General features: G+C 58.4%; 17 protein-coding genes and 1 pseudogene. 9 read left to right on the plus strand and 9 right to left on the minus strand.

Features of this window, described 5'->3' with window-relative positions:
• Positions 1-3 precede the first annotated feature (3 nt).
• The gene (gluQRS, locus tag RLDS_RS50070) at positions 4-894 is read right to left on the minus strand and encodes a tRNA glutamyl-Q(34) synthetase GluQRS (RefSeq protein ID WP_021227983.1); all 891 of its coding nucleotides are present in this window, start codon (positions 892-894) and stop codon (positions 4-6) included.
• A 95-nt stretch (positions 895-989) separates the two neighbouring features.
• On the opposite strand from gluQRS, the gene RLDS_RS50075 reads away from it, so the two are divergent.
• Positions 990-1,556, plus strand: coding sequence for an HNH endonuclease (locus RLDS_RS50075; RefSeq protein WP_021227984.1), 567 nt, complete (start codon positions 990-992; stop codon positions 1,554-1,556).
• Positions 1,557-1,572: 16 nt separating this feature from the next.
• Here RLDS_RS50075 and RLDS_RS50080 read toward each other — a convergent pair whose 3' ends face one another.
• Positions 1,573-2,310, minus strand: coding sequence for a Crp/Fnr family transcriptional regulator (locus tag RLDS_RS50080; protein ID WP_021227985.1), 738 nt, complete (start codon positions 2,308-2,310; stop codon positions 1,573-1,575).
• 195 nt (positions 2,311-2,505) lie between these two features.
• On the opposite strand from RLDS_RS50080, the gene murA reads away from it, so the two are divergent.
• Together murA and RLDS_RS50090 are read left to right on the plus strand one after the other, a co-directional pair.
• Complete coding sequence (murA, locus tag RLDS_RS50085) at positions 2,506-3,789, plus strand: UDP-N-acetylglucosamine 1-carboxyvinyltransferase (protein ID WP_021227986.1); 1,284 nt, start codon at positions 2,506-2,508, stop codon at positions 3,787-3,789.
• Positions 3,782-5,308 carry a PAS domain-containing protein gene (locus RLDS_RS50090; RefSeq protein WP_021227987.1) on the plus strand — a complete coding sequence of 509 codons (1,527 nt, stop codon included), beginning with the start codon at positions 3,782-3,784 and terminating at the stop codon, positions 5,306-5,308. The genes murA and RLDS_RS50090 overlap by 8 nt, the downstream gene beginning before the upstream one ends.
• Here RLDS_RS50090 and RLDS_RS50095 read toward each other — a convergent pair.
• Together RLDS_RS50095 and RLDS_RS50100 are read right to left on the minus strand one after the other, a co-directional pair.
• Positions 5,256-5,690, minus strand: coding sequence for a response regulator (locus RLDS_RS50095; protein ID WP_021227988.1), 435 nt, complete (start codon positions 5,688-5,690; stop codon positions 5,256-5,258). The genes RLDS_RS50090 and RLDS_RS50095 overlap by 53 nt on opposite strands.
• Before the next feature lie 97 nt (positions 5,691-5,787).
• Entirely contained in the window at positions 5,788-6,006 is a 219-nt protein-coding gene (locus RLDS_RS50100; protein ID WP_021227989.1) for a hypothetical protein, read from the minus strand.
• A gap of 98 nt (positions 6,007-6,104) precedes the next feature.
• On the opposite strand from RLDS_RS50100, the gene RLDS_RS50105 reads away from it, so the two are divergent.
• The 6 genes and pseudogenes from RLDS_RS50105 to RLDS_RS50135 all read left to right on the plus strand — a co-directional run bounded on the left by RLDS_RS50105 (position 6,105) and on the right by RLDS_RS50135 (position 17,982).
• Positions 6,105-7,730, plus strand: coding sequence for a recombinase family protein (locus tag RLDS_RS50105; protein WP_021227990.1), 1,626 nt, complete (start codon positions 6,105-6,107; stop codon positions 7,728-7,730).
• 470 nt (positions 7,731-8,200) lie between these two features.
• Positions 8,201-8,958, plus strand: a pseudogene (locus RLDS_RS55535) (IS5 family transposase).
• A gap of 287 nt (positions 8,959-9,245) precedes the next feature.
• Positions 9,246-11,990 carry an SNF2-related protein gene (locus RLDS_RS50120; protein WP_021227993.1) on the plus strand — a complete coding sequence of 915 codons (2,745 nt, stop codon included), beginning with the start codon at positions 9,246-9,248 and terminating at the stop codon, positions 11,988-11,990.
• 4 nt (positions 11,991-11,994) lie between these two features.
• A complete protein-coding gene (locus tag RLDS_RS57050; protein WP_021227994.1) occupies positions 11,995-13,464 on the plus strand; it encodes a GcrA family cell cycle regulator in 1,470 nt (489 codons plus the stop codon).
• Positions 13,461-15,284 carry a site-specific DNA-methyltransferase gene (locus RLDS_RS55545; RefSeq protein ID WP_021227995.1) on the plus strand — a complete coding sequence of 608 codons (1,824 nt, stop codon included), beginning with the start codon at positions 13,461-13,463 and terminating at the stop codon, positions 15,282-15,284. Before RLDS_RS57050 ends, RLDS_RS55545 begins: the two co-directional genes overlap by 4 nt.
• 13 nt (positions 15,285-15,297) lie before the next feature.
• Entirely contained in the window at positions 15,298-17,982 is a 2,685-nt protein-coding gene (locus RLDS_RS50135; RefSeq protein WP_040603921.1) for a DEAD/DEAH box helicase family protein, read from the plus strand.
• Between the two features lie 9 nt (positions 17,983-17,991).
• On the opposite strand, the gene RLDS_RS50140 is transcribed toward RLDS_RS50135, so the two are convergent.
• From RLDS_RS50140 to RLDS_RS50160, 5 genes are all read right to left on the minus strand, one after another.
• Positions 17,992-18,171 carry a hypothetical protein gene (locus RLDS_RS50140; protein ID WP_021227997.1) on the minus strand — a complete coding sequence of 60 codons (180 nt, stop codon included), beginning with the start codon at positions 18,169-18,171 and terminating at the stop codon, positions 17,992-17,994.
• Between the two features lie 2 nt (positions 18,172-18,173).
• Complete coding sequence (locus RLDS_RS50145; protein WP_021227998.1) at positions 18,174-18,512, minus strand: DUF3768 domain-containing protein; 339 nt, start codon at positions 18,510-18,512, stop codon at positions 18,174-18,176.
• Complete coding sequence (locus RLDS_RS50150) at positions 18,509-18,967, minus strand: hypothetical protein (protein ID WP_021227999.1); 459 nt, start codon at positions 18,965-18,967, stop codon at positions 18,509-18,511. The genes RLDS_RS50145 and RLDS_RS50150 overlap by 4 nt, the downstream gene beginning before the upstream one ends.
• A gap of 121 nt (positions 18,968-19,088) precedes the next feature.
• A complete protein-coding gene (locus RLDS_RS50155; RefSeq protein WP_021228000.1) occupies positions 19,089-19,643 on the minus strand; it encodes a recombinase family protein in 555 nt (184 codons plus the stop codon).
• A 211-nt stretch (positions 19,644-19,854) separates the two neighbouring features.
• Entirely contained in the window at positions 19,855-21,060 is a 1,206-nt protein-coding gene (locus RLDS_RS50160; protein ID WP_021228001.1) for a hypothetical protein, read from the minus strand.
• Positions 21,061-21,127: the final 67 nt, after the last annotated feature.

Here is a 21,127-nt window from a genome sequence, read left to right on the forward strand (position 1 = left end):
AGCCTATGCCTTTCCGTAGCTGATGCCAACCGGAAAGCGCCCGGCGCGCAGGTCTGCGGCCAGAATGCTTGAATCGACACCCTGCACCCGCAATTGCGCCAGCGATAGCGATCCGCTGCGCTTGGCCAGGCGCTGACCCTGCGCGTCCATCAGAAGCGGGTGGTGACGGTAGGCCGGGGAGGGCAGGTCGAGCAAAGCCTGGATTAAGCGGTGAATATCCGTGACGCTGCGCAAGTCGTCGCCGCGCAGGACATGCGTCACGCCCATCGCCGCATCGTCCAGCGTGCAGGACAGATGATAGCTGGCCGGCGCATCCTTGCGCGCCAGCACGACATCGCCATGAACGCCCGGATCGGCAGAGACGGCACTGCTGGCATTCTCGTCGAAGGACCGCCAGTTGAGTGGTCCCGCGCGCGCTGCCGCGCGAGCCATGTCGATCCGCCACGCATGGGCGTCGCCCGCCGCGATCCTGCGCGCCCGAACATCGGCGCTCAGCGCGCGGCAGGTGCCGGGATAGACCGCGCCTTCCGGCCCGTGCGGCGCGGTCAGGCTGGCCTGAATATCCGCGCGCGTGCAGAAACAGGGATAGAGAAGGCCCATGGCGCGCAACCGGTCGAGCGCTGCCTCATATATCCCTATCCGTTGCGACTGGAACAGGATGTCGCCATCCCATTCCACGCCCAGCCAACGCAGGTCCTTAATAATGCCGGTGACATGCTCGGGCCGGCTGCGCGTGCCGTCAATATCCTCGATCCGCAGGCGCATCGTTCCGCCTGAAGATCGCGCGAGGTCCATCGCCATCAGCGCGGACCAGCCATGGCCGACGTGCAGCCGCCCCGTCGGGCTCGGCGCAAAGCGCGTCACCATATGCTGTGGTGCGACGGGCGGCGTCATACTGGCTCTTGACGAACAATATTCGTTAATGCTGTCATGTGCGCGTCATGTTGCTGATGGATCAGCGGCTTCGGCAAGGGGGTAGACGTTTTTCCATGTACCATCCCGACCTGATACGACATCCGGAAAATTGTCCGGCGCTGGTTTTGAACGCGGACTACACGCCGCTCAGCTATTATCCATTGAGCCTCTGGCCATGGCAGACGGCGATCAAGGCCGTGTTTCTGGAGCGGGTCGATATCGTCTCCTCCTATGAGCGGGAGGTGCATAGTCCCAGCTTTCAGATGAAGATCCCGTCGGTCATCGCGCTCAAACAATATGTAAAGCCTTCCGAACATCCCGCCTTCACCCGGTTCAACCTGTTCCTGCGCGACAAGTTCGCCTGCCAATATTGCGGATCGACCAGCGACCTCACCTTCGATCATGTCGTGCCCCGCCGCGCAGGCGGGCGGACGACTTGGGAAAATGTGGCCACGGCCTGTTCGCCGTGCAATCTGAAAAAGGGTGGTCGCACGCCCAAGGAGGCGCATATGCAATTGCATGTTCAGCCGATCCGCCCGACCAGCTGGCAGCTACAGGAACATGGCCGCGGCTTTCCGCCGGGCTATCTGCATGAAAGCTGGCACGACTGGCTCTACTGGGATGTCGAATTGCTCGCCTGAGAGCGTCCCGCCTTCGTCAGCCGACCGGCAGCCAGTCCAGGTCCATATCCTTGTGCCGATTGGTATAATGCCCAATATCCTCCAGCCGCTCCATGTCCAGCAACCGGAAACGGCCATTGGTGCGGCTGATCAAGCCTTCCTGCTCCATCTGCCGGATCATGCGGTTCACATGCACGGACGTCAGGCCGATGGAATCGCCAATCTCCTCCTGCGTTAGCCGAAGATCGAAACTGTCCTCAATGCTGTCGTCAGTGGCCCGCAGCCGATGAAACATATCAAGCAGGAAGGCGGCGACCCGCGCCTTGGCGGACGTGCGGCCCAAGGACGCCAGCCGATCGGTCATCGATACCCGCTCGGCATTGGAAAGCAGAAAAAGGAGCGCCGCCACCCGCGGATGTTCTTCCAGCAAACGCCGCAACGCATGTTTGTCGAACGGGCAGATCACCGAATCGGACACCGCTACCAAGGATTCGGGTGCCCGCGTATAGATTGTGCTGGCCGAACCGATGAAGTCGCCTGGAAAATAGACGCGCAAAATCTGCCGGCTGCCGTCGGGCAGGATGACGAAACTCATCACCCGCCCTTCGCGCAAAACGAATAGCTCCGTAATCGGATCGTTGACCCGCTGGATGATCGCTCCGCGCTTCACCTTGCGCGGATTCTCCTCCAGCCTTGCCAATGCCGCCTGTTCCGCGTCGGTCAAGCGCAAATGGCGCGTCAACTGTTCTGCAAAACAGCTATCTGGCACCAACATACCTTCTTGTAAAAAATAGTCGTTACGATGGCAAAACGCCTCGGCCGCTATTTGGCTGCATTTCCAGCTTCTGCACTAAACTCGATCAATTCTCGACCGCTCGGCAAAATTTCCTTACGCAACCCGATAAACGGGTTGAACGGACCGCCTCAGCCGCCTTGCGCGCGGCCCGTTTGCCGCTATTAACCCTGCGGGATGGACCGCATTGATATTCGCGGCGGTAACGCGTTGAACGGCCGCCTTCCCATTTCCGGCGCGAAAAATGCCGCACTGACGCTGCTCCCCTGCGCGCTGCTGACGGACGAGCCGCTGACTTTGCGCAACCTGCCGCGTCTCGCCGACGTCGACAGTTTTGGCCATCTGCTCAACCAGCTTGGCGTTTCGACCATGATCGAAGGCGCGCGGCCCGAGGATTTCGGACGCGTCATGACGCTCCGCGCAGGCCGGGTCACGTCGACCGAAGCCCCTTATGATATCGTGCGCAAGATGCGCGCGTCGATCCTCGTCCTGGGCCCGCTGCTCGCGCGCGCCGGCGAAGCGCGGGTGTCGCTGCCGGGCGGCTGCGCGATCGGCAACCGGCCGATCGACCTGCATCTGAAGGCACTTGAGGCGCTGGGTGCAAAGATCGAGCTGGCCGCCGGCTATGTCCGCGCCAGCGCGCCCGATGGCGGTCTTCCTGGGGGCATGTATACCTTCCCCGTGGTATCGGTCGGTGCAACGGAAAACGCCGTCATGGCGGCCGTGCTCGCCAAAGGCACCTGCACATTGGAAAACGCCGCCCGCGAGCCGGAGATCGTCGATCTCTGCAATCTGCTTGTCGCCATGGGAGCGGAGATCGAAGGCATTGGCAGCGACCGGCTGGTGATCCATGGGCGGCCCCGCCTCCATGGCGCAACCTATAGCGTCATGCCGGACCGGATCGAGGCGGGCAGCTATGCCTGCGCCGTTGCCCTCACGGGTGGATCGCTCGACCTGATCGGCGCCAATGCCGACGACATGCACGCCATTTTGGCGGCACTACGCGACGCCGGGGTTCAGGTGGACGCGCACAAGCAGGGCATCCGCATTTCCTCCGATGGCAAGCTGCGGCCCCTGACGCTTTCGACCGCGCCATTTCCTGCCTTCCCGACCGACATGCAGGCGCAGTTTATGGCGATGCTGACGCTGGCCGACGGCGCATCGGTGCTGACTGAGACGATCTTTGAAAATCGCTACATGCATGTGCCCGAACTGGCGCGCATGGGCGCGGACATTGCAGTCAATGGCCGTACGGCGGTGGTGCGCGGCGTGGCGCAATTGGTCGGCGCGCCCGTCATGGCAACCGACCTGCGCGCCTCGATGAGCCTCATCCTTGCGGGCCTCGCGGCGCAGGGCGAAACGCGCGTCAACCGTGTCTATCATCTCGATCGCGGTTATGAGCGGTTGGAGGAGAAGCTTTCGGCCGTGGGCGCGGATATCGAACGCGTCGGCGATGGCTGACGACACAGGGCTCGCGACCGATCGCGGGGCACTTCTTGCGCTCTATGATCTGGATGCCGGCGGCTTCCGGACACTGGACGATATCACGGCCTTTGCCGCGCGCCTGTGCGATGCCCCCATCTCTCTGGTCAGCATCGTTGAAGATGTGCGCCAGCGCTTTCTGGCCCGGGTCGGGCTGGACGCGAAGGAAACGCCACGCGATGTGTCCTTTTGCGCGCATGCCATGCTGGGCGCGCAAGTTTTCATAGTGCCCGACGCCACATCGGACCCGCGATTTGCGGACAATGCGCTCGTCACCGGCCATCCGCATATCCGCTTCTACGCCGGCGCGCCGCTGATCGGTCGTGATGGCGAACCGCTGGGTGCCCTGTGCGTCATTGACACATCGCCGCGGGCGGATCTGACGCCGCTTCAGCGCGAAGGGCTCGAACTGCTGGCGCGTCAGGTGATGATGGAACTGGAGGGGCGCCGTCGCGATCGCGACATGATCGCCAAGCAGCGTCTGGACGCGGCCGCCGTGGCCGACAGCGACCGCATGTTCCGGACGCTTGCGGACACCATGCCGCAAATGGTCTGGTCTACGCTTCCCGACGGCTATCATGATTATTACAACGCGCGCTGGTATGAATATACCGGCGTTCCAGTCGGGTCGACGGATGGCGCCGCCTGGAACGGCATGTTTCACCCTGACGATCAGGAGGCGGCGTGGGGCCGCTGGCGCAACAGCCTGGAAACCGGCCAGCCCTATGAGATCGAATATCGGCTGCGTCATCATAGCGGGCAATATCGCTGGACCCTGGGCCGCGCCCTGCCGATCCGCGATTCCAAAGGGCAGATTATTCGCTGGATCGGCACCTGCACCGATATTCACGAACAAAAGTTGATGATGGAAGAGCGCGAACTGATCGCGCATGAATTGTCCCATCGGATCAAGAATATCTTTTCGGTGATTGCCGGCCTTGTCGGTCTGTCGGCGCGCGAACACCCGGCCATCCGGCCCGTTGCCGATGATTTGCGCGATCGCATCCTGGCGCTCGGGCGCGCGCATGATTTTGTGCGCCCGCACAGCGCCGAATCCGCGCCGCGCGCGGGGCAGGGGCAGGGTCATCTGTGGGGCGTGCTGGATCAGATTTTCGCGCCCTATCGCAACGTCGACGGGTCGCGCATCCTGCTGTCGGGCGATGATCCTGCAATTGACGACCGTTCGGCGACGCCGCTCGCGCTCCTTTTCCACGAACTGGCGACGAACGCCGCCAAATACGGCGCCTTGTCGGTGGCCGACGGGCGCGTGCATCTGCACGTCAGTCGGGAAGGGGATGATGTTCGGCTCGAATGGCGCGAGCAGGGCGGCCCGGTCACGGCGCCTGCCAATACGGAAGGATTCGGCAGTCGGTTGATGACGCTCAGCGTCGAACGACAGCTGGGCGGCCGGCTTGAGCGCGACTGGCGCTCGGACGGCCTATGCCTTACCCTCTTGATTCCATCCCGTTCCATGAGCCGGGTGGCGGAAAAGGCGTAAAGCCGGCAATTTCCGCTGCCAATATTTCTGGCTGTTCGGCTGCCGCAAGTTTTAGCGCCGCCGTAATACTCTGTGGGCGGAACGGCTTGGTAATGACGCCCAGCGCCGCCACGGCCGCCTCGCCGATCTGTGCGGGGTTTGCCGTCACGTAGATCACACGGATGCTATGTTGGCTCGCCAGTTCCATGCCGATCTGCGGGCCGGTCGGCCCGTCGCGCAGATTGAGGTCGACGAGCGCGATGTCGCAATCCTGCGCAGCGGCTAGAGCAGCTGCGCGGTCGGCTGCGATAGCGCCCACGCCAAAGCCGGCATCTTCCACGATCTGCTCGATCTCCAGCGCGACGAATATCTCGTCTTCGACAATAAGAACTTTCTTGTCCATCTTTCCAACCCGGCCCTCTTGGAGCGAGAAAACAGCGCGACTTTAGGGAAGGTTCCGCCGTCTTCTCAAGAATCGACGAACAGGCTGAATATTCCTTTCACGATTCCACATTGGTCCACACTGTTTCAAAATCCGTGCCCGTCATCACCAGCACCGATGCGGGATAGCCTGCGTCCGCCGCCTTGCGCGCCGTCCCGCTCGCGCTGTCGACGGCCTGCGCCCGGCTGGGGAAGGGGCCATAATATTTATTGTCGAGGTTGATCTTCCAGACGCCCTCATGTTGCAGGACGATGTAACGGGCGTGGGGCAGGGTCATGGGTCTACAATACCTCGGTGTTATAATGGTGCCAGTGCTATAAGAGCATTGCGTTAAGGTTTTAACGATAGCACTCGCTGAAAAGAAAGGACTTTTCAGTGGATGCGCTCCTCTACATCCGATGGTCAAGCCAAGAGCAGAACAAAGGTGACAGCCATAGGCGGCAATTGCGGCTGGGCGAGGACGCCGCGAAACATCGTGGTTGGATTATCCGCGAAACGTTAATCGAGGATGGTCGATCCGCCTATCATGGCCGCAATCGTGATGCTGGTGGCAAGCTGGCGGAAATAGAAGAGCGTTCGCGCCTCGGCCAACTGGATGGATGGGTCTTGTTGGTCGAGCAGCTGGACCGGCTGAGCCGCCAGCAACCCATCCAGACACTCAACCTCATTACCAGCCTCACCGGCGCAGGCGTCACGATCTTCGAAACTTCCACCGGGCGCAAATGGGACAATGAGAGCGTTCGGTCGAGCTGGACCGATTTGCTGGAAGCCTTCATTCGAGCCGGTCTGGCGTTCGATGAAAGTGACAAAAAGAGCAAGCGCATCAAGAGCGCATGGGCAGCCACGCGCGAGCGCGGGGCAACCAAGGATGGCTTGGCGGACCCGCGCATTATGCCCGGCTGGATGGAAGTGGTTGATGGCCATTACCGGATAATCGAAGAACGGGCTGAATGGATCAGGTCGATATTTCGTTGGTGCATCGAAGGAGTGTCGCTGATGGGCGTAGCGCGGCGACTGAATGCTGATCCTAAATCGCGCTGGACCGCTGGAAGTTGGGCTGCACCAAATATCAGCCAGCTTATTCGCGCTCGGAACGTGCTGGGCGAATATCTGCCGCAAACCAAGGATCAGAACGGCAAGCGCGTTCCTGCGGGAGATTGGACCAAATGCTATCCTGCGATCATTGACGAACCGACATGGCAAGCGGCGCAGGCTGCCTTACAGCGCCGTGCAAGTGCCAGTCCCAGCGCGCGAAACCGGCGCATCAACATTTTGGCTGGCATGGTCGTATGCGGTGCCTGCTTTGGTCCGCTCTTTCTTGGCACAAACACAAAAAGTGCCCGGCGGTTGATATGTCGAAACAGGCATCAAAATTCCGGTTGCGATGCGCGGACGACCTATCATTATCCGAATCTGGAGCGGGGTGTGCTGGACAATGTTCTTCACATTGCCGTGCCGGAGCAGGCGGGGCCGGGTCGTGCAGCGGGCGCGATAACAAATCTCGAACTATCTTTGCAGGAGAGGAAAGGGCGGCTCGAAAAGCTGGTTGATAGCTACTCACGTACCGGCAGCGCAGCCATGGAGCGCGGCATATTGTCTCTTGAGCGGGAAATCAGTGTCGGAGAAGACGATCTTGCTCACCTGCGGAAGCAAGAGCGGGAGGCGGCAAATAGGCCAGCACCAACGGAATTGCTCAAACGGGCGGCAGCGTTGCGGAGCAAGATGGTCGATGACGACAGCCGATCGCATATGAACCAACTGCTCCGCTCGCTGGTGACTTCCATAGTGATGAATCCCATCAACATGGAAGCGACGGTGATCCTTCTTGGAGGTCTGGCAGCAATCAAGCTCGACAAGCATGGTGACAAGGTTGCTGAAGTGGACGCGAAAGCCATGTTGCTCGATCCAGATGGGAGGACGCAAACCGTCGCTGCGACGATCGGAGCTGATGTGCCTCATCGAATGATGCTGGACCAATGGGAAGCTCGGACGGATGCATAGAATTTGCGTCAAATCTTCCCTGCAAAGGGCCACAGAAGGTCGATCCTTGAACCTGTGACGCGCTATGCCGCTGCCGCCGTCGGGAGTGTGAGGCCCCTTACAGGGGCGAGAAAAGTTTAGCCGTTAAACTTGCGAAGCTGACGTTGACGTGGTTGACGCGGCACACCGATGGCGTTTGATCCGATAGCCTCAACGATGGAGGCATGGGCATGCGACAGGAATACCGGGATCGGACAGGTGCGTTGCGCGGATGGCGCGAGGTATCGGGAAACAGGATCAGCGGCAGGGACCGAACCGGCTATCTGGTCGGCTGGTACGATCCTGCGCGAAACGAAACCCGCGACCGTACCGGGAGATTTTTGGGAACGGGCGATATCTTGCCGGCCTTAGGGTTAAAACCCAATCAGCCTCTTGAAAGTATGTGCATAGGTTGATTCAATGGGCTTCCACAATGGAGGGAGGCCCTGTCGATGTCGCGCTCGCTGTTCTGGTTGTCGGACGAAGCCTGGCTGGCGATCGAACCGCACTTGCCAAAGAACCAGCCTGGAGCACGGCGCGTCGATGATCGGCGGGTAATTTCGGGCATCTTCCACGTGCTGAAGTCTGGTTGCCGCTGGTGCGATTGCCCGGCGGACTACGGGCCTTCGACAACGATCTACAACCGCTTCAACCGCTGGTCGCGGCGGGGCTTCTGGACGAAGTTGCTCGACACGCTGACTGAAGCGGGCGCGGTCACGAAGAGTACCGCGATCGACAGCACCTACATCAAGGCCCAGCGCTCGGCGTTCGGGGGAAAAGGGGGCGCCAGACGCAGGCGATCGGGCGTTCTCGCGGTGGCTGGACAACCAAGGTCCATGCCCTGACCGATGTGCTCGGTCGCCCCTACGCGCTGATGCTTACCGCCGGCAATGTCAGCGACGTGAAGGCCGCCCCGGCGCTGCTCGAACGCGCGGGCCGCATGCGCTACCTGCTTGGTGATAAGGGCTACGATGCCAACAGCTTGCGCAAGGCCCTGCGAGACAACGGCACCAGCCCGGTCATCCCCGGCAGGCGTAACCGCAAGCGTGCCATTCGCTACGATCAGCAACGCTATCGAGGCCGACATCTCATCGAGAACGCCTTCTGCCGCATCAAGGATTTCCGCCGCGTCGCCACACGCTACGACAAACTCGCCGACAACTTCCTGTCAGGCGTAGCCCTTGTCACCGCGCTGGCCTTCTGGCTCTGATTGAGTCTCAACCCTAATACTTAGCGCTCGATCTTGATCGCCTAGAGCTAACAGGCCTGCATTCACGCAAACCTCGCGACTTCTCTTCAAGCCACCTATCAATTCGGTTAACCCTCTCTATCTATAGGCTGATCGTTTGAGCATTATCGGCTCAGCGGAGAAAAGTTCGTTGGGGGTTTATGTCTGAGTATCTACCGGTCCAAGCGCATTATCACGCCCATCGTTTGACTGTCGCTGGAACGGCTGAGGACGCTTTCACGCGGTCGCTGACCTCCGCTCGTGTGGAAATGAATCCGCATCAAGTCAATGCTGCCCTATTCGCGCTGAAGGCTCCCTATGCCAAGGGTGTGCTTCTGGCCGATGAAGTGGGTCTGGGGAAAACGATCGAAGCCGGCCTTGTCATGTCCCAAAAATGGGCCGAACAGAAGCAACGCATCCTGCTGGTGGTTCCAGCGTCACTTCGCAAGCAATGGCAACAGGAACTGTTTGAAAAATTTTCGCTACGCAGCCACATCCTCGAAGCAAAAACCTACAATGATTTGCGGAAAAATGGAAAATCGCGGCCCTTCGAGATTGGCGACGGCATTATCATCAGCTCATATGAATTTGCAGCCCGCAAGGCGGATGAAATTAGGGCTGTTCGCTGGGACTTGGTGGTATTTGATGAAGCCCATCGCCTGCGCAACGTCCATCGTAACAACACGGCTCAGGGGGCAAAGGCGCTGAAACGAGCAACGGATGGCTCCTTCAAGATATTGTTGACGGCAACACCGCTTCAAAACTCGCTGATGGAATTGTTCGGCATAGTCTCGATGATTGATGACGCGCATTTCGGCGGGGAAAATGCCTTCCGTGCACAATATGCCGGTGCCGCAGCGACGCCAGCATCGCAAGAAATGTTGCGCGAACGCTTGAACCCAATTTGCCATCGCACTCTGCGTCGTCAGGTTCAGGAAGCCGGCCATATCAATTTTCGGCAACGAAACGCTGTGACGTTCCAGTTCGAGCCATACGATCAGGAAACCACGCTTTACGAGATGCTGTCGGAATATCTGCAAGACCCTGGCACTATCGCTTACGGCGGCAGGAGCAACGCGCTCGTTGTATTGCAGGCACGCAAAAGTCTTGGCTCTTCGACTTTTGCTGTTGCCCGGTATCTTGATACGCTGCTGGAACGGCTCCGCCGAAAGCAAGCCGCCTCCCCGGACATGACGGACGATTTTGAGGACGCATTCGAGGAGGAACAGGAAACCTTGAACGGCGACGATGGCAGCGATGGCCATGTCGATGATTTCGTGGACCCGGTTCAGCTCGCCAACGAAATCGGACTGGTCGAGGCGATGCGCAACCTCGCACAAGACATCGGCGTCAATGCAAAGGGCGAAAAGCTGATCCGCAATCTGCCCGAAGTGCTCGACCAAATTGAGGCCAAGGGAGGCAGGCGTAAAGCAGTGATTTTCACCGAAAGCGTCCGCACCCAGAAGTATCTAAGCCAGTTGCTCACTGAAAACGGTTACGCGGGTCAGATCGTTCTCATGAACGGCTCGAACAATGACGATGAGAGCAGGGCAATTTATAGTGCTTGGAAGGGGCGCCACGCGGGCACCGACCGCATATCAGGATCAAAAACGGCGGATATGAAGGCCGCGATTGTCGAGGCTTTCAAAAGCGACGACAAAGCGATCCTCATAGCCACCGAAAGTGGCGCGGAAGGCATCAACCTCCAATTCTGCTCGCTGCTCATCAATTATGATCTACCGTGGAATCCGCAGCGCGTTGAGCAGCGCATCGGTCGATGCCACCGATATGGACAGTTGGTTGACGTGATGGTCGTCAACATGCTGAACATGAAGAACCGAGCCGAAGCGCGCATCCACCAATTGCTGGAGCAGAAGCTGCATTTGTTCGAGGGCGTTTTCGGGTCCAGTGACGAGGTGCTGGGCATCCTGACCGATGGTATCGATTTCGAAAAGGAAGTGCTACGGATCGTCCAGAGCTGCCGCAGCGCGGAGGAAGCCGACCGTGAATTCGACGAATTGACGGCGCGCATTCAGGACAGCATCGACACCGATCTCGCGGCCGCCCGCGCCAAGGTTCTCGAAAACATGGACGCCGATGTCATCGCCAAGCTCCACCGCCGCAATGAGGCGCTGGCGCAGATATTGCCGGAGTTCAAGCAACGCCTGTTGATGGTCGCCAAGGCCGAGCTGCCCGAAGCGCAATTCCTGACCCCGGACAGCGAATGCTTCGGCTGGAATGGCAAGCAATGGACCACGAAATGGCCCTTGGCGGACGAAAATGATTGGCAGTTCTTTCGCGTCAACGAGGGCTTGGGGCATGATTTGATCGAACAGGCGAAAGCCCGCACGGTCGGCGACGGCGCGGAGGCAGTTCGGTTCGATCCCGCCGCTTATGCCTATGCCGGACAGCTTGGCGGCGTGACCGACCTATCCGGGCAGTCAGGATGGTTACGCGCGTTTAGGGCCATTATGCCGACGCCGGGAGCCGAACGCGAAGAGGTGATTGTCATCGCAGAAACCGATGGCGGCGAGATGGTGAAGCCGCTGGTCTGCGATAAGATGATGATGGCTCCCGCTCAATCGCTGGGGCAGGCCGATGGCGCCATCCCCCATGACCGGCTGGCCCAGCTCCAAGAATTTGAATTCGGCCATTTCTCCGAGCGTGTGAAGGAGGAGAATTATAAATGGCTGATCGAGGAAGAAGAACGCTTGGGCCGCTACGCCCGCGACATGGAAATCGAGATTGAGGCGCAGATAGCGACGCTAGACGCCGAGCTGAAGGAATTGCAGCGCCAGAAGCTTTCGCCCCATCTCAGTATGGAGGAGAAGGTTTCTGTCATGCGCGACATCCGCAAGAAGGAAACGGCGCGCGACGAACTGAAAATGAGCCAATTCGACACCAAGAAGCAGGTAAGCAAGGACATCAACGACAAGCTCGATGAATTCTCCGCCTTGCTGGATCAGCAGCCCCGGCTGGAGGAGATGTTCACGCTGCGCTGGACGGTAGCGTGACGCGATGCTGGACGGGTTCAGTCAGGCTCCACGCCATGTCGAACTCGATCTGACTTCCTACGAAGGGCCGTGGACACACATTGCGGCTTTTCGTGACCAATCCGGCTGGCTCATTAACGCCCGCGTAACGATCCAGAGCGAATATGATATTCTCGCCGCGACGTTGATCGCGGCCTGTGATGAATATGGCAATGAAATCCCGGCATGGCGCGCCGCGCATCTCACCGACTGCCGGTGGCGCGACCGTGGGCATTGCTATGACGAACCGCCCACGGCGCTCGATGACCTACTATGTGAGGAGGAAGGGGCATTTTATGCCCGCTGGCAGCGCGAGATGAATTCTGAACTCGCCGGTCTTTATGACCGCGTTCAGCGGAATATTGAGACGCTGGAAGCAAGGTTTGCCGTTGGCAGCCGAGAGGTAGAACGCCAAATTGCCGATCTGCGACGGCGACGGCGGATGCCCGAAATCTCGATAGAGGCGCGATCCACACTCGGCGCGATCATCGCGGAGCTTGAGGCCGCGAACGATCAGGCCATGTCGCATATGACCCGGCGGCGGGCAGAACTGCGCCGCCAAGCCGATGCTGCCGAAGAGGCTCTATGGCAACGCACCGATATTTTGATCGAGGTCGAACCAAAATTTGTCGTCCAATGGCGTGCGGTTGGGGCGATGCGTCGCCAGAACCCCTTGCGAGAAACTGGCGGTTCCGGTGGGATCAGTCTGTTCCGGCTCCACCGCGAACAGTTAGCCGAACTGGCACGGCGACGGGCACGGGAGGAGGCCGAACGTGCGCGGGCCGCTGAGATGGCACGCGCAGCGGCCAGAAAACGTGACGAGGAGGCCCAGGCAGCGAAGCTTGCGGAAAACAGCGCCTTGGCGTCCCGTCCGTTGAACGACCTTCCCAAGGCATCGCCAGCCCTCCGCAAGCTGGCCTTATCGGCGGTCAAGCCAAACTCCGGTGCGCCTAAGCCGCCACCCGAACCCGCGAAATTGGCAGTCAATCCACCTCCCCACTCGAAATCGGGTCCCCACTCGAAATCGGGAAAGCTTCGTGTGGAACGCGACATGCTGGCGCACATGCTTGCAGAGCTTGAGGAAGAAGGCCGAAAATTCTTCGCGGGATCGCGCAAATATCTGAGAAATCACAATGATCGTGTCAAATTGTCACGCCGTATTACCGCATTGGAGCGTTTGATCGCGCGGACGGAGGGGCAACTGCCGGAAGCCTCCTCACGAGGTCGTGAGCAGATGCCCGCCGATCCGCCGACAATCTCGACAGGAGCATGGTCAGCCGAGCGCGTTGAGTTGCTGCGGAGGCTATGGATACAGGGCGTACCAGCGGCAGAAATTGCAAAACAGCTTGGCGGGGTCCGTCGTAATGCCGTCATTGGGAAGGCGAAACGAATTGGCTTGCCGATGCAATCACAGGCGCGACATGATTTGGAAAACGGGCTAACGACCTCGACATGACAACCAAGAAGACCAAACTCGAACTCACCTGGCCCGGCAAGGAAGAGCGCCCCAAGCTGGAGCCGCGCATCCTGATCGAGCATCCCGACAAGAGCTATCATGCCGCCGCCCGCCGCGAGGGTGATCTGTTCGAAAATATACTCATCAAGGGCGACAATCTGCTCGCCCTCAAATCGCTGGAAGCGGATTATGCGGGCAAGGTGAAGTGCGTATTCATAGATCCGCCCTATAATACGGGGTCGGCCTTCACACATTATGATGACGGGCTGGAACATTCGCTTTGGCTGTCTCTAATGCGCGATCGACTGGAGATAATTCGCGGCTTGCTGTCTGAGAACGGCACACTGTGGATCACCATTGATGACAATGAGGCGCATTATCTCAAAGTGTTGTGCGACGAGATTTTTGGTCGTGCAAATTTTATTAATCAAGTCAGCTTGAAAATGAAGTTAACTTCAGGAGCATCGGGAGGCGGTGAGGACAAAAAACTAAAGAAAAATATAGAATACGCTTTAGTTTATTGCAAAAATGGCGATACGGATGGTGGATTTAATAAATTCAACGATCTTTATGAGGAAGAAGATCTGTTTGATTTAATAGAAGTCATGAGGGGCGAAGGAAAGAGTTGGAAATACACGCGCGTTATCCAAAATTTTGGACAGCGAAGTTTCGTCCGTGAAATTAAAGATGGCTCTGGCGAGACGATTAAAATATTTCGTCATGATAACGTCGAGATTGAACCAATAAGCGCGATAATGAAGAGAGATGGTCTGACAGAGCGGGAGTGCTATGAAAAATACTTCGAAAAGATTTTTCGAGATACTAATGCTCAAAGTTCAATTCGCACACGTGTAATGGAAGCCGTGTCCGGTTCAGGTGATTTTTTTAGTATTGAATACTTTCCTCGATCTGGAAAAAACAAAGGAAAGCTTACGACGTTATATTATAAGGGCGTCAACTGCGACTTGATTGCATGGCTGTCCGACGTGGCTGTTAAAAAACACAACCGAGTGGTGAAGCTTGAAAAGGTTGGAACCTTCTGGGAAGGATTTCCTCTCAATAATCTTACCAAAGAAGGTGGTGTGCAGTTTCCTAACGGTAAGAAGCCGGAAGCTTTGCTTCAAAAAATATTACATCTCGCCACGAATGAAGGAGACTTGGTTCTCGATTCCTTCGCGGGTTCCGGCACAACGGGCGCTGTCGCGCAAAAGATGGGCCGCCGCTGGATTATGGTCGAGATTGGCGACCATGCCGACACGCACATCGTTCCGCGCCTGAAAAGGGTGATCGACGGCACCGACCAAGGCGGCATTTCGAAGGCCGTTGATTGGCAAGGTGGTGGCGGCTTCCGCTATTACACCCTTGCCTCATCGCTGCTCGAAAAGGACCGCTGGGGCAATTGGGTGATCGCCCGCGAATATAATGCGACGATGCTGGCGGAGGCAATGTGTAAACACCTAGGCTTCACCTATGAGCCATCGCATGACGAAGCGGAGTATTGGCGGCATGGCCAGTCCAGCGAAACGGACTTCCTCTATGTCACCACGCAAAGCCTGACGCATGAGGCGTTGCGGCTGCTGTCCGAGGAAGTCGGGCAGCATCGCACGCTAATGGTCTGCGGGCGCGCGTTCAGCGGCAATCTTGATGCCTTCCCCAACCTCACTTGCCGCAAGATACCTTCGACCATACTCACAAAATGCGAATGGGGTCGCGACGATTATTCGCTGAACATAGCCGCCTTGCCCGAGGCCGAAGCGGAAAAGGCGGAAAGCGCCGGGCCGCTCTTCGATCTCGCGACGGGAGACCGCGCCGATGGCTGAGGCAAACCCTATCATGTTGACGCCCAACCAACGTATCCGCCGTCAGGTCGCGCAGCGGCTCTCCTTGCGAAAACCGCAAGAGGAGGCGCTGACGATCCTTGCCGACATCGCCGACCGCATTGACTGGCGCGGAGAGGTGGATACTCAGGCGTTGCTGGCAGATATTGCCGCCTCCTTTCCCTCTGTCGAAATCTTCGAGCGGGCCTTCCCCTCGCTCTGCTTCGTGCTGGCGACGGGCGTGGGTAAAACCCGCCTGATGGGCGCGTTCATCACCTATCTGTATCTGACAGGCCGGTCGAAAAACTTCTTCCTGCTTGCCCCCAACACAACGATCTACGACAAGCTGGTCGAGGATTTCTCGCGCCAGTCGTCACCCAAATATGTGTTCCGGGGCGTGGCCGAGTTCGCGCAAACGCCGCCGATCATCGTTACCGGCGATACATGGGATGAAGGGCGCGGCATCCGGGGCAGCCAGCTCATCGGCGACGCCATCATCAACATTTTCAACGTCGACAAGATCAACAAGGAAAAGGGCCGCATCCGCAGCTTCCGCGAGACGCTGGGCGAAAGCTATTTCGATTATCTGGCTGGCCTCGACGACCTTGTGATGCTGATGGACGAGGCGCACCGCTATCGCGCCAAGGCAGCCGCGAACGCGGTCTATGACCTCAAGCCCAAGCTGGGGCTGGAATTGACCGCCACACCCAAAACCGTGGGGGCCAGCCCGAAGGACTTCCGCAACGTCATTTACCAATATGGTCTCGGTCAGGCGATGGCCGATGGCTATGTGAAGGAGCCAGCGGTCGCCACACGCGAGAATTTCCGCCGCGCCGATTACGACGATGCCCAGCTCGAACGGATCATGTTGGAAGATGGCGTCACTTATCACGAACAGGTCAAAGTGGAGCTGGAGCTTTATGCCCGCCAATCTGGCCGCCAGTCGGTCCATCCCTTCATGCTCGTGGTCGCGCGCGACACCAGCCACGCGAAAGACCTGCACAGCTATCTGGCAAGCGACGATTTCTTCAACGCGGCCTATCGCGGACGGGTGATCGAGGTCCACTCGAACCAGACCGGCGAGGAAAGCAACGAGGCGATGGCGCGGCTCGTCAGCCTGGAGCATGACGCGCAGACGGACATCGTAATCCACGTCAACAAGCTGAAAGAAGGCTGGGACGTCACCAACCTCTATACGATCGTGCCGCTGCGCGCGTCGGCGTCGGAAATCCTGACCGAGCAGACCTTGGGGCGCGGCCTTCGCCTGCCCTATGGCGCACGGACGGGGAACGAGATGGTCGATACGCTGACCATCATCGCGCACGATCGGTTCGACGAGGTGATCCGCGAGGCCCGCAAGCCCGATTCCGTCATCGCCATGAAAACGCTCACGATCGGCGAAGGCGGCGACATCACGCCCGAACACCGAGAGGTCGTTTCCGTGCCGACCGCCGCCGAGGCGATCTTCACCGGCTGGCAGCTCGATCTTCCGGGGCAGGTGGCCGAGGAACGCGCCGCTTATGTGCCGCCCACGCCTGAACAGGTGGCCTGTGCGGACACGACCATGCAATTCATCCGTGACAAATATGAACGCTCCTTGTCGGGCGGCCTTGCCGATCTTCGCAAACCCGAAGTTCAGGCGCAGATTGCCCGTGACGTGCGACAGGCCACACAGGCGGCGCAGGGCAGCTTTGAAACGATCCTGCCAGAAGCCGATGTTGAGCAACTGGTGGCTCAGATCGCCATTGCCATCGCCGACAACAGCATTGAAATCCCTGAGATTGTCGTCCTTCCCAGCCGGGAGGTAAATTTCTGGTTCGACGATTTCGACCTCGCCAATCTTGAAGCCATCCGGTTTCAGGCAAGTTCCGACACCATCTTGATCCGCAATCTTCGCACGGACACACAGCGCGAACTGGCCCGGTCGCAAGATGGCCCACGCGAAACCCGTGTGGAAAATTACATCATCCGCCACCTCATGGACTTCCCGGAGGTGGATTATGACAGTCAGGCAGACCTACTCTATAAGTTGGCCGGGCAGGCGGTCGAGCGGCTACGGAGCTATCTGGCGACCGAAGAGGAAGTGGAAGCGGTCGCACTGGAGCAAGGCAAGAAGATTGCGGCTATCATCTTCGGGCAGATGCGCGACCATTACCGGGAAACGCCGGTGGAATATCGCGCACGGCGGGTCCGCTCCTTCAAGGCGCTGAAACCCCAGCAGCTTGGCGTGAGCCTGACCAAACGGCTGCCGCTCACCGAGGCGGCTACTCCGCTGTCATCTACGCCGAGCTATCTGTTCTACGGGTCGAAGAAATGTCCGTATCAGTTCCAGAAATTCGACAGCGACCCGGAGCGGCGTTTTGCCGCGATGATCGACAGCGACCGGATGCCGATGGTGCTGAAATGGCTGCGGCCCGCCAGCGGGCAGTTCGACATCGAGTATGATCGTGGACGGCGCTACGAGCCGGATTTCGTGGTGGAATGCGACGATTGCAAGCTGATCGTCGAGGTCAAGGCCGAGCGCGAGCTATCCGATCCGGTTGTTCTGGAAAAGCAGCGGGCGGCGAAAGCATGGGTCAAAAACGCCAACGAGTTCGCGGCGGACGGCGATGGCAAGCTGTGGCTCTACGTCCTGCTGGCTGACACGCATGTTACCGAAAGCCTGACCTTTGCGGGCCTTCTGGCTCACGCCAGCGAATAGTAAGCGCGTTTAATTAATAGCGTCGGCACGAATGATCGCGGCATGTTCGCGCGCGTTGCTGGGAACGATAAGGGGCCACGGATGGCGCGACCTGACTATCAAGTGCGCCTCCGCCGCCTTGATGTGAATGAGTAGGCGCAGGCGTCGATATTGCTGTTCCGATATGTCGATGACCTCGTAGCGCCACATCGTTAGTATTCCTCCCCCAGCATAATCGTCATAACGCGCTTGATCGTCGAGGGGTCGGCCGGATCAGCATCTTCGGCGCTGCGGTCGCGCGGATAATAGTCGATTTTCCAGATGATCTGAATGTTTCCCACCGTCAGCAGCGCGCAATCGTGCTCGCCATGCGGATCATTGTCATCGTTGAAATCCGCGAAATGACGGATAGCCGAAATGACGGCATCCTTGGTCGCTATCGGCAGCCCGGCTACGCCAGCGGACAGTAGTATCCAGCCATCTTCGCCTGTGCAGCGAAGATGGTCATTGAGGCGGGCAATAGTCGCCCGCCTCTCGACATCATCGATCACGCGCCAGCCTTCTTGGCCTTGGGTTTGAAGTTGGCCTTGCGCTCCGCAATGGCGGTTGTCAGCTGCGGGTCGAGTTCGCCTGCGTTGATAGCTTCGATGATCGACGCGATGATGCCGGGCACCTCGGCCAGATTTTCGACCGCGACGGCGTTCATGCCCTTGGCGAATTCCAGCGGCTTGCTGCCATAGCGCAACTGGAAGAACATCTTGCCGGTCGCATCGGTGAACCAGCCCTTGCGAACGGTGCGCGGCGCATCGACGCGAATTTTCTCGCCTTCCATATTGCTGCGCGTAACCTTCTTGGTCGCGGTAAAGGTCGTCCCGGCGATCTCAGCTTCGGCCAGCGCCTTCTGCTCTTCCAGATAACGCAGCAGCTTCACACGAAAGCCATGCTGCGATCCGCTGGCATGGACCGGGCTGGCGGTGGTAAGCCTGAGGGATTTGAGGATCGACATTGTATCTCCTTGCCTTGTTTCTGATAAGGCAAGCGATAATGTCGTCTGTCCAAAGAGCGACTGGAGATTGGCGTTAAAATTCAGAAAAAATAAGCAAAAATAATTCTGATATCGCCGCCGCTTATTTTGAAGAATTGCTGCCCATAATTCTATAAACTGTAGCTGCGCTACATTGAATTTTACGTGCAATGGTGCGGGGTTTCATGCCTTCATTATAAAGATTCTGGACAATCGCCGGATCAAACCGTTGTTTACCGCCGCGATAAACGCCGCGCGCCTTGGCTTTCTCGATCCCTTCGCGCTGTCGCTCCTGCCTGATGTCGAGTTCAAATTCCGCGACAGCGGCCAAGATGCCCAGCATGAGCTTGCCATGGCTAGTGGTCGTATCGAGGCCGCCTTGTTGCAAGCAGCGGAACCCGACGCCTTTCGCTGTCAGGGTAGCGACGATATTGTGCAGGTCTTGCGCGGATCGGGCAAAGCGGTCGAGCCGGGTGACAAGGAAGGTATCGCCTTCCCGGCAAAAATCGAGGGCGGCTTTCAACTGTGGCCGGTTCGATGCCGATTTGCCGCTTATCTGCTCTTGAAAGATTTTCTCGACGCCATGGGCAGCAAGTTGCTCCATCTGCACGTCGAGCGATTGATGGGTTGTGGATACGCGGGCATAGCCGACAAGCATGGCTCCTCCTTCGGGTGGTTCAAGACCCTGCTGCGATTGTGTCTTTTGGAGGGAAGAGCAAGTCTCCCAAGACGCTTTTCCGCAGTCGGAACAATGTCTTGGGAGGCTTTAGTCTATTTGTGCCTGTGCGCCCCTGCGCGGGTCGCTGAAGGGATGGCATCTAAAGCGCAGTTGCCCGATACTACCGCCCTCAGCGCGCTTCATAGGGTAATCAGGCCGCCATAGCTGCGTCCTGTTGCACTGGAAGCGCAGCACGCCCCTTAAACAATGGCTTCCTGCCTTCGCCGTATGAGCAGCGTTCCAGGTCAATCGGGTACACTTCGTGTCCTGCAACCAACATTGCTTTGACCGGCGTATCGGCCTCCCAACCCAGCACTACGACGCAATTTTCTACGACCGGGGCCTTGTAGCCATATTTGTCGGCGGCGGCGTATAGGGGCGACATCACATATCGTGACAGGTGCCCGGCAGCAGACGCTTTTCTGCTCGCCTCCCGGATTTCGCTACCGCCAGACTGTTCCAGCCAGCCAATCCATTCTGCGTTTGAAACCGAACGCAGGCGTTCTTCCGCGCTGTCGGCGGTCGCGAACAATAGGCTAAACTTTTCGTCGCCAAACTCGAACATCGCGCTGGGCGCTTTGGCCAGGTCATTGTGGAAATAGCTGATCGCGATTTCAGGGCGGCGCTTTTTGCGGGGCAGGGCGATGACCGGCGTTGCCACCTCCTGCGTCACTTCCTCATCACCACCATCTTTCTCTATGATTGTCCTGGCTTGGGCAAAGCCAGCAGCCGCAGGCTCATGGGCTATCATGGCATGTCCTGGCAGCGCCGCAGGCTCACGGTCGTCATTGGCGAAATCATGGACATCTGGCGAGCCTGCGAGCCTCATGTCATGCGAAGGAAAAGTCATGGTTCTATCATGATTTATTTCATTTGATTTCATTTCATTGCGCCACCAGAACTCCAGCAATTCTACGGCTCTCAGCCCTAAAATGGATGAAAGTAGGGTGAAATCAGGTTGGATGTGGGATGAAATATGGATAAAATGGCGTTGAAATGCGGTCAGCAATTCATCCTTTTCATCCTCGGGTTGAAATGCGGGTGAAATTGTTTCGGGCGTCGGCAACGAGATCATCTGGTCCCTGCCTTTGTGTCGAGCATATTTTATCTGATTGTCCGTCAGCCTGATTTCGCCGTCATAGGTAAAGCTGGTGTGCCGGGTGCGATGCCGGATATTGTCGATGAAGGTCTTTCTCAGGCGCTCGGGCAATGCCTGCTTATTCATCAATGTGCGGGTTACGCTGTTCAGGACGTTGATGGTCTGGCGGTCGGAAACATGGCCATTGAGCAGGCCGATGCTTTTCGCGACCTCATCGCGCAGATCAAGCCAACGGGGCGTGTAGGATTTCTTTGTCATTATGTTCTGTTCTCCCAATATGAATGAACCTGCTCGGCGGGGTGCATGTCGCCAAGCAGGTCCAGAT

Origin of the sequence: Sphingobium lactosutens DS20 (assembly GCF_000445105.1) — a bacterium.
Lineage (GTDB): Bacteria > Pseudomonadota > Alphaproteobacteria > Sphingomonadales > Sphingomonadaceae > Sphingobium > Sphingobium lactosutens.

Coding starts and splice junctions, on each gene's coding strand:
- RLDS_RS50095 (WP_021227988.1), bottom strand. CDS start 5,690: ATGGACAAGAAAGTTCTTATTGTCGAAGACGAGATATTCGTCGCGCTG.
- RLDS_RS50090 (WP_021227987.1), top strand. CDS start 3,782: ATGGCTGACGACACAGGGCTCGCGACCGATCGCGGGGCACTTCTTGCG.
- RLDS_RS50155 (WP_021228000.1), bottom strand. CDS start 19,643: ATGCTTGTCGGCTATGCCCGCGTATCCACAACCCATCAATCGCTCGAC.
- RLDS_RS50140 (WP_021227997.1), bottom strand. CDS start 18,171: ATGTGGCGCTACGAGGTCATCGACATATCGGAACAGCAATATCGACGC.
- RLDS_RS57050 (WP_021227994.1), top strand. CDS start 11,995: ATGCTGGACGGGTTCAGTCAGGCTCCACGCCATGTCGAACTCGATCTG.
- RLDS_RS50100 (WP_021227989.1), bottom strand. CDS start 6,006: ATGACCCTGCCCCACGCCCGTTACATCGTCCTGCAACATGAGGGCGTC.
- RLDS_RS55545 (WP_021227995.1), top strand. CDS start 13,461: ATGACAACCAAGAAGACCAAACTCGAACTCACCTGGCCCGGCAAGGAA.
- RLDS_RS50120 (WP_021227993.1), top strand. CDS start 9,246: ATGAATCCGCATCAAGTCAATGCTGCCCTATTCGCGCTGAAGGCTCCC.
- RLDS_RS50080 (WP_021227985.1), bottom strand. CDS start 2,310: ATGTTGGTGCCAGATAGCTGTTTTGCAGAACAGTTGACGCGCCATTTG.
- RLDS_RS50160 (WP_021228001.1), bottom strand. CDS start 21,060: ATGACAAAGAAATCCTACACGCCCCGTTGGCTTGATCTGCGCGATGAG.
- gluQRS (WP_021227983.1), bottom strand. CDS start 894: ATGACGCCGCCCGTCGCACCACAGCATATGGTGACGCGCTTTGCGCCG.
- RLDS_RS50075 (WP_021227984.1), top strand. CDS start 990: ATGTACCATCCCGACCTGATACGACATCCGGAAAATTGTCCGGCGCTG.
- RLDS_RS50135 (WP_040603921.1), top strand. CDS start 15,298: ATGTTGACGCCCAACCAACGTATCCGCCGTCAGGTCGCGCAGCGGCTC.
- murA (WP_021227986.1), top strand. CDS start 2,506: ATGGACCGCATTGATATTCGCGGCGGTAACGCGTTGAACGGCCGCCTT.
- RLDS_RS50150 (WP_021227999.1), bottom strand. CDS start 18,967: ATGTCGATCCTCAAATCCCTCAGGCTTACCACCGCCAGCCCGGTCCAT.